A 12,199-nucleotide genomic window follows, 5' to 3' on the forward strand; every position below is an offset into this window, starting at 1 on the left:
CCTTGAATCAGCACGCAGTCCACACCGCAAATCTATTGGGTACAGACCCTAGCGCCGCTCGTCGATCAGCCGCGCGATCGCCGCGCGGACCTCGGCGATGCCGATCCCGTCGCGGCTCGAGGTCGCCAGGACTTCCGGAAAGGCCGCCGGCCGGCGTTTGAGCGCCGCGAGCGTCTCTTCGATCCGCGCGTCGCGCTCCGCGGCCTTCAGCTGGTCGAGCTTGGTCAGCACGACCTGATAGGAGGTCGCCGCCTGGTCCATCAGGCCAAGCGCGTCCTTGTCGACCTCCTTGATCCCGTGGCGGGCGTCGATCAGCACGAAGACGCGCGCCAGGCTCGCCCGGCCGCGCAGATAGGCTTTCACCAACCGCGTCCAGTCCCGCACCTGCTCGACCGGCGCCTGGGCGTAGCCGTAGCCCGGCATGTCGACCAGATAGGCCTGGCCGCCGAGGTCGAAATAATTCAGCTGCTGGGTGCGGCCCGGCGTGTTCGAGGTCTTGGCGAGCGTCTTGCGGCCCGTCAGCGCGTTGACGAGGCTCGACTTGCCGACGTTGGAGCGGCCCGCGAAGGCGACCTCCGGCCGGTCCATGCCCGGCAGCTGCTCGAGCTTGGCGCAGCTGCGCAGGAAGTCGCAGGGCCCGGCGAACAGCTTGCGGCCGAACTCGGGATAGGGGTCTTGGTCCAGCTCCGGCGCTTCGGACATCCCGCTCAACGTCTCCGCACCGCCGCCCTCAATGTCCCGGCCTTGAGCCGGGACCCATTCGGCTCCGGCGTTCGGAACCTTCACGGCGTGCGCGCCGCTTCTCTCGAAGTCGCCGCGCAAAATGGGTCCCGGCTCANNNNCGGGACACGATCTCAGCTCACGTCTTCGTCGCGTCCGCGGGCTTCTTTTTGAACACGTCCATCGTGTTGCCGATGATGTCCACCTTCACGCCCTGGCGCTTCATGATCACCCATTGCTGGAGGATCGACAGCAGGTTGTTCCAGGTCCAGTAGATCACCAGCCCGGCCGGGAACGACGCCAGCAGGAAGGTGAAGAACAGCGGCATCCAGTTGAAGATCATCGCCTGGGTCGGGTCCGGCGGAGCCGGGTTCAGCCGCATCTGCACGAACATCGTGACGCCCATGATGATCGGCCACACGCCGATCAGCAGGAAGTGCGGGACCTCCCAGGGGATCAGCCCGAACAGGTTGAACAGCGAGGTCGGATCGGGCGCGGCGAGGTCGTGGATCCAGCCGAAGAACGGCGCATGCCGCATCTCGATGGTGACGAACAGCACCTTATAGAGCGCGAAGAACACCGGGATCTGGACGACGATCGGCAGGCAGCCGGCCAGCGGGTTGATCTTCTCCTTCTTGTAGAGCTCCATGAGCTCCTGCTGCTGGCGGGCGCGATCGTCGGGGAAGCGCTCCTTGATCTTCGCCATCTCTGGCTGCACAAGCTTCATCTTCGACATCGAGACGTAGGACTTGTTCGCCAGCGGGAAGAACAGCAGCTTGACGATGACCGTCACGACCAGGATCGACAGGCCGAAATTGCCCAGCAGCTTGTAGAAGAAGTCGAGCGCGTAGAACATCGGCTTGGTGATGAAGTGGAACCATCCCCAGTCGATCAGCAGCTCGAATTTCTGGATCGTCGGCCGGTTCGGATCGTAGCGCGCGCCGATGAGGCGGCCGACCCAGCCCGGATTGTTCTCGTATTTGTCGATGACCGAGACCTGCTTGGCGCCGGCGAACAGCTGGCCGGTCACTTCGCCGGTCGCGCCGGGCGCGACGCTGAGCGCGTCGAGCAGATAGTCGCTCTGATAGGTCTTGCCGCCCTCGGTCGTCGAGGCGAAGCGCGCCTGGAAGCTCTTGTCCTGCGGCGGGATCAGCGCCGCCGCCCAATATTTGTCGGTGATGCCGAGCCAGCCGCCCGTGCCCTTGAAGGTCTGCGCGCCCTCCGAGACCTTCTTGTAGGAGACCTCCTTCAGGCCCTCCTCGCCGATCACGCCGATCAGGCCTTCGTGCAGGATGTAGTAGCCCGAGACATGCGGCTCGCCGTGCCGCGAGACGAGCGCGTAGGGGTAGAGGGTCTGGGCCGCCGAACCCTTGTTCTCGACCTGGTCCTTGACCGTGAACAGATAGTCGCCGTCGACCGAGATCGTGCGGCGGAAGACGAGTCCCTGGCCGTTGTCCCAGGACAGCGTCACCGGGTTGTGGGGCGTCAGCGCCCCTTGCGTCTCGGCCTTCCACTCGGTGCGGCCGTCGGGCAGCCGCGCGGTCCCGCCGGAGGCGTTCACGAAGCCGAACTCGGCGTAATAGGGCTGCGGGCTGCCGAGCGGCGCGAACAGCACGATCTCGGGGCTCTTGGGGTCGACGGTCTCGCGGTAGTCCTTGAGCTGGACGTCGTCGACCCGGCCGCCGACGAGCGAGATCGAGCCGTCGAGCCGCGGGCTGTCGATCTTGACGCGCGGGCCGGAGGCGAGCGCCTGCTCGCGGGTCTTGACCGCGGGCGCCGCGCCGGCAGACGGCGCGCCAGGCGCCGTCGTCGGGGTCGGGGCGACGCCGGCCGCAGGCGTCGCCGCGCCCTTGTTCTCGCTCGTCAGCGCCTGCTGGGTCTGCTGCTGCTGGCGCTGCGCGTCGAGCTGCGGCTTGGCGAAGAAATACTGCCAGCCGATCAGCACCATGATCGACAGGACGACGGCGAGGATTGTGTTGCGATTGTCCATCTATCGTCCGCTTTCGCGCCGCCGTTCCGCGCGCCCGGCGTCCCGGCCGCCATCGGCCTTTCCGTGCGCGCGCCTCAGCTGTTCGGAAAGGTCGCGCAGCAGCCGGTCGAAACCCGCGTCCAGCACCGCGCGGCGCGCCACCAGCACATAGTCGCAGCCGGCCCGGGCCTCGCCCGCGAGCGCCTCGCCCGCGGCGGCGCGCAGCCGCCGCTTCATCCGGTTCCGCTCGACCGCGCCGCCGATCCGCTTGGTCGCGGTGAAGCCGACGCGGGGGCGCTGGTCCGGCGCGGCCCGATCCCTGAGCTGGAGCGAGATCAGCGGCCCGCCGACCTTCACGCCCGCCTTCGTGGCGGCGACGAAATCGGCGCGCCGGCGCATCATGTCGAGCGATCGCGCGACCTTCGCCATGGCGGGGCGACCGGACGCGGCGCGAGCCGTCCGGTCAGGCGCTCAGCCGCTTGCGGCCCTTGGCGCGGCGCGCCGCGATGACCTTGCGGCCGCCGACCGTCGCCATGCGCGCGCGGAAGCCGTGCCGGCGCTTGCGGACGAGCTTGGAGGGCTGATAGGTCCGTTTCACGAAACTGATCTCCGGTCGCCGAAGCCTTCGGGCTCACCGCCCGCGCCTCATCGGCGGGCGGCCACGCAAGACATGCGGCCAAACGAAAAAACCCGCGGTCTCCGCGGGCGCGAACATGGCGCGGCTTATACGGGCGCCCCGCGCGGCAAGTCAATGACGCCGGGGCGCCCAGACCGCCTTGTCGCGATGCTTTGATCGGTCCCAGAGGGTCAAGGCGGCGGCGAACGGGGCGCGCATCGTTTGACGCGGCCTCGGGCGCGCCGCATCATCCGCCCCGTCCGACGCCTTGGTGATTTGATCCGCCGCCCCGATCCGCACAGATGACCGACGAGCACGCAATCGACGACCAGCCGCAGGGCCGCCTCGGGCTGTCCGGCAAGCTGCTGGCGCTGACGGCGCTGTTCGTGATGGTGTCCGAAATCCTGATCTTCGTGCCCTCGGTCGCGAATTTCAGGCTGAACTATATCGACGACCAGCTGAACCGCGCGCGCACCGCGGCGCTGGCGCTCGACGCCGCGCCCGACGGCATGGTGGCCGAGCCGCTCGCCCGGAAGCTGCTGCGGGTCGTGGAGGCCCGCGCCATCGTGATGAAGACCGGGGAGGCGCGCCGCCTGCTCGCGGTCGCCGACATGCCGCCCGAGGTCGCGATCACCGTCGACCGGCGCGAGAGCGTAGGCCCCTCGGCCGTGCTCGAGGCCTTCGACGCCATGCTGAACGGCGACAGGCGCCTGGCGCGGGTGATCGCCGACGGCCCGTCCGAGGGCGACGTGATCGAGATCGTGGTCGACGAGACCGCGCTGCGCAACGCGATGCTCGCCTTCTCGAGCAAGGTGCTGCTGCTCGCGCTGGTGATCTCGCTCGTCACCGGCGCATTGGTCTATGTGACGCTCGACCTGATGATCGTGCGCCCGGTGCGCCGCCTCACCGAGTCGATGGTCGATTTCGCGGACGCGCCCGAGGATGCGAGCCGCGTCGTGGTGGCGTCCGGCCGGGCCGACGAGATCGGCGTCGCCGAGGCCGAGCTCGAGCGCATGCAGCTCGAGATCCACGGGCAGTTCCAGCAGAAGTCGCGGCTCGCGGCGCTCGGCCTCGCGGTCTCCAAGATCAATCACGACCTCAGGAACATGCTGGCCTCCGCGCAGCTGATGTCCGACCGGCTGCAGTCAGTCTCCGACCCGACCGTCCAGAAGCTCGCGCCGCGGCTGATCGCGACGCTCGACCGCGCCATCAACTTCTGCCAGTCGACCCTGTCCTACGGCGCGGCGCACGAGAACCCGCCGAGCCGCCGCATGACGCCGCTCGCCGACGTGGTCGAGGACGTGCGGACCGCGCTCGGGCTGGCTTCCGGGGGCCCCGTGGGCTTCGTGTCCGCGGTCGAGCGCGGGCTGACGGTCGACGCCGATCCGGACCAGATCTTCCGCACGCTGCTCAATCTCGGCCGCAACGCCATGCAGGCCTTCGAGAGCCGCGGCGGCCCCGATCCCACGCGCGACCAGATCCGCGTGCTCGGCCGCCGCGAGGGCGCTGTGGTGGTGATCGAGCTCTCCGACACCGGCCCCGGCCTGCCGCCCAAGGCGCGCGAGCATCTGTTCGAGCCGTTCCAGGGCTCGACCCGCACCGGCGGCACCGGCCTCGGTCTCGCGATCGCGGCCGAGCTGGTGCGCGCCCATGGCGGGTCGATCTCGCTGGTCGACGGCACGATGGGCGCGACCTTCCGCTTCACGATCCCCGACCGTCCGATCGACCTCCAGGCCCGCGCCCGCGAACGCGAGCGCGCCCGCGCCTGAGGGTTCGCTCGTGGGACCCCTGGCTGTCGCTGGGATCGCCGGTCGTTCGTCAAATGCTTGCCAAGGCGGCGGCGAGCCGCTAATGACCTCGCCTCCCGCGCGGCATGATCCGGCGGGACGCGCGCCCGTAGCTCAGCTGGATAGAGCACCAGACTACGAATCTGGGGGTCAGAGGTTCGAATCCTTTCGGGCGCGCCACTACTTAGCCTCAGTGCTCCCATTCCGTTTTGCAGAACGTTTTGCGGATTTCGTTCCGAAGCTGTTCTCGAGCTTCGCGATCGCCTGCTCGGCGAGTGCGCGCGTCCGAGGCAGATATTTCTCAAGGATCGCGTCGACCGATCGCAGCGAATGGCCGGTGATCGACGCGATCTGAGGCACGGTGCAGTCCGCCTCCGCGAGCATCGTGATCGCCGTCCCGCGCAGGTCGTGAAAGTGGAGATCGGCGACGCCAGCCGCCTTCGCGGCCGCGTCCCATTGCGCCGCGAAGTAGCGCGCCGACCAGGCGCGCGCCGTCTTCGTGACGAGGATCAGCGGCCCGCGGCGCGTCTGCCCGTCGAGCGTCGCGCGGAGCGCCGCAGTGCACGGGATGACGACGCGCCGGCCGCCCTTGCCCTGCCGGAGCGTCAGCGCCGAGCCGTCATAGGCCGACCACGGCAGTTTCAGCAGGTCGCCGCGCCGCTGGCCGGTGTGGAGCGCGAGCATCATCGCCGGCGCGAGCTCGTCGGGCGCCGCCTTCAGGAACGCCGCGACGTGCTCCGGAAGCCAGATCTTCTCGGAGCGGTCGGACTTGTAGACCCGCCGCCATTTCTGCAGGACGTTCGCCTCGATGTGCCCGCGATCGGCCGCCCAGGCGAGGACGCTGGCGAGGATCGTGACGCGGTTGTCGGCCTCGCGCGGCGTCCGGATTGCGAGCTCGTCGCGCCAGGCGAGGACGTCGCGGCGGAACCCTCGCGCCACGAGGGCGCCGGCCGGCACGGTGCCGAACTTGGCGTCGATCGCCGTCGTGATGCGCTTGTATTCGGCGCGCGTCGACACGGCGCGGGCGCGGTGCTCCGCGCTGTTCTCCCAGTCGCGGATGATCCCGGCGAGCGTGCCGCCCGTCCGGTTCCGCCGCCGCTCCTCCGCGTCGGCCCAACTCCGCGCAAATTCTGGCGTGCCGGGCTCGCCGTCGAGCCGGTCGCCGGTGTCGCGGTGATAGTGATAGGTCGCCACCTCGCCGGTCGCGAGCTTCCGGCGCACCGTGTTGACGCGCGGGGTCCTGCTAGCCGGCACGGCGCGCCTTCCACGCTTCGTATTCGGCCTCGGCCGAGGTGTTCGGGACGCGCTGCACGAGCCCGCCGACCTGGTCGAGCCAGGCGTCGAGCGCCGCCCGATCCCAGATCTGCGAGCCGGGGATCGGGCCGGGCAAGTGGCCCTCGCGCACCCGCGCCATGAACTGGCGAGGCGTCAACCCCAGATAGGCGGCGGCCTGATCGCGGGGCAGCCCGCGCGGAATGATTCCGGGAGGCAGAGCAGCGCTAACCATCAAGCCGCTCCGGAATCTAGGCGTCGACTGTCTGAGACATCCGGCCGACCTCTTTGTCGCGGACGGCTGCTAAACCCGCCGCGACGCTTTCATGGAGCCGGTTGAGGTTGATGACGATCGCGCTGGTGTGCTCGAGCATCGTCGCCACGAGCTCGATATAACCAGCCTCCCGGTCTGCCTTCACGACGAGGGGGCGTTGACCGTGCCCCGCGGCGACGAGGAACGTCGTAAAACGCTCGCCCTTGTACATCTCGCCAGGTCCCCGCACCTCTTCGTCGAGGCCGACGATCCCGATATCTCCGAACTCTGTGAAAGCGCTGGTGATCTCCCACGCTCGGCCGGCAAAGAGCCCGTCCACGCGGGTGAGCCGCGCCATGATCGCGACGCGCATCAGGCTGCGTTCCCCGATCTGGTGCGGGAGGCCCGCCGCCGGTGCTGTGAGATCCTCGTCGTCGTCGAACCAGAACTGCTTCCGCTGGACCCAATTGCGCAATGCGCCCACCGGGATTCCGACGACGGCGGCGACTTCTGAAAGGAGATATTTCCGGGACACCAGAGGCCTCCATCGGTTGATTAAGGCACCATACCTTAATCAACCGATTTAGCAAGTTCGTGGCCTGACGCCCCCAAAAGCTAGGGCCGACCGCATCACTGCGGTCGGCCCCTGTGCTTACGCTGTCGTGGCGCCCCGGCACCGCACGGCGAAGGTCGTTATGCCAAGAACGCCTTGAGAATGTCCTCGGGCTCGTATTCCAGTCCAGGAGTGATCGCCGTGCTGGATATGAGATAGCGGGCCTTCCGGCGAACTTCGTCGATGGTGCGACAGGGACATTGGAAGACAGCGTCGCCGGCGGCGAACGCCGCCTCCATCGCCGTTTGGTGCCGCCCCTCCGCCGCAGTCAGTCCGAATGCGTCTTCGCGTGACCGCCTGTCGTCGAAAAGCCGATCGACGCGCGCGAGAGCTTCGGCCTCCTTGGCGACCAACGTCACGCGCACTGACTCGCCAATCTCGGGATCCATTCTAGCCAGAAGGTCCCCGCAGCCCCGCAACTGGTGGAAGTCGAGCTTGACGAGATCCTTGCACTTCTCGGACGTCATGCGGGATGAGATATGTGCTCCCAAGCTCCAAGGGGTCGCCGGCAGCATCTCGACGGGATACGCCTTGTCGTATGCTTCCGCGATCTCAAGGTAGGCGCGCTGGGCCGCCTCCAACTCCTCGACAGCCGCCTCGTGGCGACGGATCGATATGTCGAGTTGGCTCTCGACGACCCGCGGCTTGGGCGCCGCCGGGCGGGCGGATTGGCCGGAAGCGATGGTCAGAGCTGCGGCGGCTGAGGTTGTCATGGCGGTTCTCCTGTTCATGGCCGCGCCTCGATCGGCGCCGGCTGCTCGGTGTCGAGCTCAGGAGAAACGCGGCGGCGGGCGATGACAGCCCTGCCGTCTAGACGGCAGGCTTCAGAGCGGCGTGTGCAGGCGTTCATGGTCGGGCTCTTCAGATGATACGGCTTTCCAAGGCCGTCGCCGGTCGACGGGGCCGGCAGCCGGGAGTTGGAAACCTGCTGAAGAGACAGGCCGACGCGCTTTTAAGCCGAGGCTCTGGACATGGCGCACCGCTCCCGGCCTAATGGCCAGGTTCGGCGCGCCGCCAAGCGCGTCCGCTCACAGTTCGACCGCGCTCCAAAGGAGCGGCCCTCGCCAAAGGGTTGTTCAGTCTATCTTCAGTCCGGGTTTCCAAGCCCACGGACACGCTGCATCAGATCCCGCGATTTGCCAAGTTGCCCCTTCGGGGGCGCATTCAGTCCGACTTGCCCGCCTGCTTCAGCGCTTTCGGGCCCCACTCGACCTCTCCGCCGCCTGGCAACGCAACACGGAGAGCGGCCGCTTTGCCAAGAAGTGCAGATGCCAAATAATCCGCAGGATGCATGTCAGCGCCCTCATCCTTATCGGATTTGGTAAATAAATTCCGAGAAATACTTTCTAGAAGATGCGTAGGCATAGGACTGTCTTGTACTTGTCGCCATTCTAGAGCCGTTTCGACGACCCAGCTTGCTCTATCAATATCTAACTCTAACTGTTTCAATTGAAATTCTGCGCTGGAATGTTGCTCAAACCATCGGTTCATCCAACGCAGATACCATGTACCGAGACCCAGCATCGCCAAGGTTAGCCCAAGCGGCTTAATCAACAGCGTTATCACGAATATCCATGATGTCTCCTGAAGCGACGGCGCAAGAGCGGCAGACGAAAAATAAAATATAAGCGCACCAAGACCAATTAAACCTGACCACACACCCACATGGACCGGCCAACGCATTCTTCGAGTAGTATCTGAGACCGTGAATTTATTCGAGTGTTGCTCTAATCTTTGCTTAAGATCTCTCCGGATTTGCCTCCGGACGTGCGTGTTATTGCGATCATCGAGTTGCTTTGCTCGATTTTCTAGCTCCTGCTTTTGCCGACTAAAATCGACTAATCTTTCATCGATTTCCGCGTTTAGAGTAGCATGTTTATTTGCAATCTCTTTTTCGAGAGTAGAACGTCTCTCGGCGTACTCTACCTCAAGAGAATGTCGTGCATCCACTGCTTGCTCGCTTATGGCAAGCACCGTTTTTTGAAGTTCCCCAACTTGTTGCTGATGAGATGCTATCAGCTGCGAAAATATCCTTGGATTCTTGAAAAGCTGACCAAGAGCAGCCGCATCTTGCTCAAAATGAGCATTTATAAGTACATTTAACTTATGTATCTGATCTGAACCAACGTCAGGTTCTTGTTGATCATATCCAGGATTATTATTGACATCGATAACATCTAAAATATAATTACTGCCGTCGTCAGACTTGCCTCTCCTGTAATAGAGGCTGAATGTTTTTTTTTTGAACATATGCTTCGTTTATGGCGTAAATTTCTGAGTCTGCATAAATCGATAGAGAATTTTGATCTTTTTCGTCGTCAATATTTAATCTTAAGTGTTTGGCAGCACCGAGCTCTAATATCCCGATTTCATTTGTTTCAATGGCGCGACATGCCTCGACCATAAAGCCGAGCACATCCTTGTCCTTCGCCCTCGGAATAAAGATCGCGCTTTTGGCCATCCGAGTCTCTCAGTGTAAATTTTCCCTCGTCCATTTTTTGTGAATGGATATCTCCCGTCGAGTCGCATCGACAAGTTGTGCACAGCGACGCCCAAACCCGGCACTCTGGATTTGCAGATTATGCTATCCGCCTCACCTCACGAGCCGCACGCCGGCGTTCAGCTCGCGATAACCAGCGCACGGCGCTGAACAGTTCGGCCGCCGGCTCCCGCCGCGCCCGAGCCCGCACCCTCTCGACGTCGTCGCCCCCGCGTCGAGCCAACGTTTCGTCACGTCGTGCCAGACGAGGTTACAGTCACATTGGTCATAGAGGCGGGGCCGAAGCCCCGCCTCCCTGTCGGCGGCTCAGGTCGCCGCCGGGATCGCCGCGAACCGGTGGCCCGTCTTGATCTCGCTGATCCGTCCGGGGTTCACGTCGTAGTCGGCCGCGATCCGGTTCAAGAACTCACCCAGGCGGATGCGCTTCTTGATGGTCGGAACGTCTTCCGGCTTGATGCGGCGTGACGGCATGCGGAGCCCGGCCGCGCCGGGCTTCTTTGAGCTGGTCATAAATGCTCTCCATACGACCAGTTGACAGGCAGTCGCCTTGATCGCGAGAGCGAACAGCGCTACGAATGTAGCATCGGAGTTTGCTCTCATCCGTCCTGCAGCGACCACGAGTTTCGCAGGACCCGCTCCGATCCAAACGGCCTGAGGATTGCAGCCTCGGGCCGTTTTTCTTTTCGGCGCGGTCAACTTCAAAGCCTAGAGCGAGTCTTTCTCAGCCGTCGAGTCTGGAATCCCCCTATCCACGGACTGACCGCTATCCCTCGTGGAAACAACGACCTTTCGCCCACTAAATTTAGTTTCAAAGAACGCGTGAATCAAAGGTTGACGATGGTGAGGGCCGCCGCGAGACAAGCGGCTCTATAGCGGCCGGACGTCCGCCGTCCGCATGTATTCTCGCCACCCGTTGAATGATCGCGGCGAATTGGACGCCGTCCGCGCTAAGGCGGCGCGCGCCTCGCCGCCGGACGCTGCGCTCAGGCGCCCTGGAGCTTCAGCCGCTCGCCTATGACGTCGGGCCATCTGTGCGGCACGTGGTACACAGGCGGGCCCTCGGCGCTGACGATCGCGTGCATGACGAAGCCCCCGATCTGCGTTCCGAGGCTCGCCGCCGGCGCGCGCCGCGCTTTCTCCATGGCCGCGACGCCGTCGGCGACGGTGAACGTCGCCAGGTCGGCGGGCATGTCCCCGACGTCCCCGGTCGTGAAGCACGCGACCTCATAGACCTCGCCGGCCGTCGCGCCGGGCAAGAGATCATGCATGGCGCGATAGAGCAGCATCGGCGCGCCCCGCCTCGTCGACCAGCCCGCGATCAGCAGCTCGGTCGGCTGCCGCAGGAAGGGCTGCATGGCGGCGTCGTAGATCTCGAGGACCGCCGGCAGCCGATCGACGAAACTGTCGAAATCCGGCGCGCCCACGGCACTGCAGGCCGCCATGAACGCCCCGAAGCTCTCGCCGGCTCCGCGCGCGGTGAACACCGCATTGACGTCGGGCACCCGCAGGATCTTCTCCGCGACGGCCTTCAGGCGGTCCGAGCCCGGCGGGAAGACCGCGGCGTCGGCCAACAGGTGAACGCGGTCGGCCTGGACGACGCCGATCATCGCGCTCATTTGCGCGGGGCCTCGAGGAGCACGACCGGCGCGACCATGGCGCCCAGCGCCTCGCCGGTCGGTCGAAGGACCACCGGCGTCAGCGCGCCCGACGCGAAGAGCGCCCCGATCGTCGTGCTGACGCCGGCGAACCCGGCTGTGATCAGCGGCGCAACCAATGCCGGCATCTCTGCTTTCTCCTTCAAAAGGCGGCGCTTCGCCTGCAGGCGGGCTCGCTCAGCCCATGTGAAAATTGTCCGTGCATTCGATCGGGGCAGTCGCGGGAACGGACGGATCTGCCGCGACCGTCGCGGTGAGCCACCACCGCGCCGGGGTCACCAAATCCGCGCCCGCCGCCAGGTCGCCCGCGAAGCGTATCGTCTCGCCCCGCCCCATCGACCGGGTCCATACGATCGCCGATTCTTCGAACGCTCCGAAGCCCGCGGCGCGATGCAGCCTCAGCGTCACGGCCGCACCGCTCGGCGACGGACCGACCACGAACCCCGTCACGTCGAAAAATATTCCGAAGGTCCGATCGCCGGCGAGCGCGACGTGACATCCCCGCCTCAAGTAAAGTGTATTCTGGGGAGAGCTGGACGGCGGCAGCGTCGTGTCGAACCACGAGTGACCGGAGGCCGCAGCATCGCCATAGCTGATGCATAGCCTCCTCGGGTCGAGCGGGACGACTGGCTCGATCGGCATCTCGTCACCAATTTTGCCTCCGATATACGCCATTGGTTCGGACCGTTCCTCCCCCGTCATCGCCTAATCGGCCCCGCCGGACCAGCGTCGCTGAAGTCGCCGGCCGCGCGCCCTCTGTTGGAAGGGCGCCGCCGGCTGTCGGGGTTGTTGCGGACACTCGCCGACTTGTCCG

The 12,199-nt window shown here is 65.4% G+C and carries 15 protein-coding genes and 1 tRNA gene; 2 read left to right on the forward strand and 14 right to left on the reverse strand.

The genetic code is table 11. From position 1 onward, the window contains the following. Positions 1–48: 48 nt before the first annotated feature. The 4 genes from yihA to rpmH form a co-directional block, all read right to left on the reverse strand. A complete protein-coding gene (gene yihA / locus EK403_RS16995; protein ID WP_128778666.1) occupies positions 49–702 on the reverse strand; it encodes a ribosome biogenesis GTP-binding protein YihA/YsxC in 654 nt (217 codons plus the stop codon). A 157-nt stretch (positions 703–859) separates the two neighbouring features. Further along, complete coding sequence (gene yidC, locus EK403_RS17000; RefSeq protein WP_128778667.1) at positions 860–2,710, reverse strand: membrane protein insertase YidC; 1,851 nt, start codon at positions 2,708–2,710, stop codon at positions 860–862. Next, on the reverse strand, positions 2,711–3,118 hold the full coding sequence (rnpA, locus tag EK403_RS17005; RefSeq protein ID WP_128778668.1) for a ribonuclease P protein component: 408 nt from the start codon (positions 3,116–3,118) through the stop codon (positions 2,711–2,713). Positions 3,119–3,152: 34 nt separating this feature from the next. Continuing rightward, the gene (gene rpmH, locus EK403_RS17010; protein ID WP_020179492.1) at positions 3,153–3,287 is read right to left on the reverse strand and encodes a 50S ribosomal protein L34; all 135 of its coding nucleotides are present in this window, start codon (positions 3,285–3,287) and stop codon (positions 3,153–3,155) included. 320 nt (positions 3,288–3,607) lie between these two features. Between rpmH and EK403_RS17015 the strand changes: the two genes are divergently transcribed. Together EK403_RS17015 and EK403_RS17020 are read left to right on the forward strand one after the other, a co-directional pair. Next, the gene (locus EK403_RS17015; protein ID WP_128778669.1) at positions 3,608–5,074 is read left to right on the forward strand and encodes a sensor histidine kinase; all 1,467 of its coding nucleotides are present in this window, start codon (positions 3,608–3,610) and stop codon (positions 5,072–5,074) included. A 121-nt stretch (positions 5,075–5,195) separates the two neighbouring features. Then, a tRNA-Arg gene (locus EK403_RS17020) sits at positions 5,196–5,272 on the forward strand. On the opposite strand, the gene EK403_RS17025 is transcribed toward EK403_RS17020, so the two are convergent. The 10 genes from EK403_RS17025 to EK403_RS17065 form a co-directional block, all read right to left on the reverse strand. Next, positions 5,273–6,346 carry a tyrosine-type recombinase/integrase gene (locus EK403_RS17025; RefSeq protein ID WP_128778670.1) on the reverse strand — a complete coding sequence of 358 codons (1,074 nt, stop codon included), beginning with the start codon at positions 6,344–6,346 and terminating at the stop codon, positions 5,273–5,275. Further along, positions 6,336–6,599, reverse strand: a complete 264-nt coding sequence (locus EK403_RS17030; protein ID WP_206659569.1) for a helix-turn-helix transcriptional regulator — start codon at positions 6,597–6,599, stop codon at positions 6,336–6,338. Before EK403_RS17030 ends, EK403_RS17025 begins: the two co-directional genes overlap by 11 nt. Before the next feature lie 16 nt (positions 6,600–6,615). Beyond that, the gene (locus tag EK403_RS17035) at positions 6,616–7,152 is read right to left on the reverse strand and encodes a hypothetical protein (RefSeq protein WP_206659570.1); all 537 of its coding nucleotides are present in this window, start codon (positions 7,150–7,152) and stop codon (positions 6,616–6,618) included. 158 nt (positions 7,153–7,310) lie between these two features. After that, on the reverse strand, positions 7,311–7,943 hold the full coding sequence (locus EK403_RS17040; RefSeq protein WP_128778672.1) for a hypothetical protein: 633 nt from the start codon (positions 7,941–7,943) through the stop codon (positions 7,311–7,313). A gap of 451 nt (positions 7,944–8,394) precedes the next feature. After that, a complete protein-coding gene (locus EK403_RS17045; protein ID WP_128778673.1) occupies positions 8,395–9,480 on the reverse strand; it encodes a hypothetical protein in 1,086 nt (361 codons plus the stop codon). Then, positions 9,431–9,691: a hypothetical protein gene (locus EK403_RS17050; protein WP_128778674.1), complete on the reverse strand. Its 261-nt coding sequence runs from the start codon at positions 9,689–9,691 to the stop codon at positions 9,431–9,433. Before EK403_RS17050 ends, EK403_RS17045 begins: the two co-directional genes overlap by 50 nt. 345 nt (positions 9,692–10,036) lie before the next feature. Beyond that, positions 10,037–10,240, reverse strand: a complete 204-nt coding sequence (locus EK403_RS17055; protein WP_128778675.1) for a hypothetical protein — start codon at positions 10,238–10,240, stop codon at positions 10,037–10,039. Between the two features lie 473 nt (positions 10,241–10,713). Continuing rightward, entirely contained in the window at positions 10,714–11,346 is a 633-nt protein-coding gene (locus EK403_RS17060; RefSeq protein WP_128778676.1) for a hypothetical protein, read from the reverse strand. After that, positions 11,343–11,513 carry a hypothetical protein gene (locus EK403_RS22480; protein WP_164919649.1) on the reverse strand — a complete coding sequence of 57 codons (171 nt, stop codon included), beginning with the start codon at positions 11,511–11,513 and terminating at the stop codon, positions 11,343–11,345. Before EK403_RS22480 ends, EK403_RS17060 begins: the two co-directional genes overlap by 4 nt. Positions 11,514–11,562: 49 nt before the next feature. Continuing rightward, positions 11,563–12,060, reverse strand: coding sequence for a hypothetical protein (locus EK403_RS17065; RefSeq protein WP_128778677.1), 498 nt, complete (start codon positions 12,058–12,060; stop codon positions 11,563–11,565). Positions 12,061–12,199: the final 139 nt, after the last annotated feature.

The organism is Hansschlegelia zhihuaiae (genome assembly GCF_004103825.1).
GTDB lineage: Bacteria > Pseudomonadota > Alphaproteobacteria > Rhizobiales > Methylopilaceae > Methylopila > Methylopila zhihuaiae.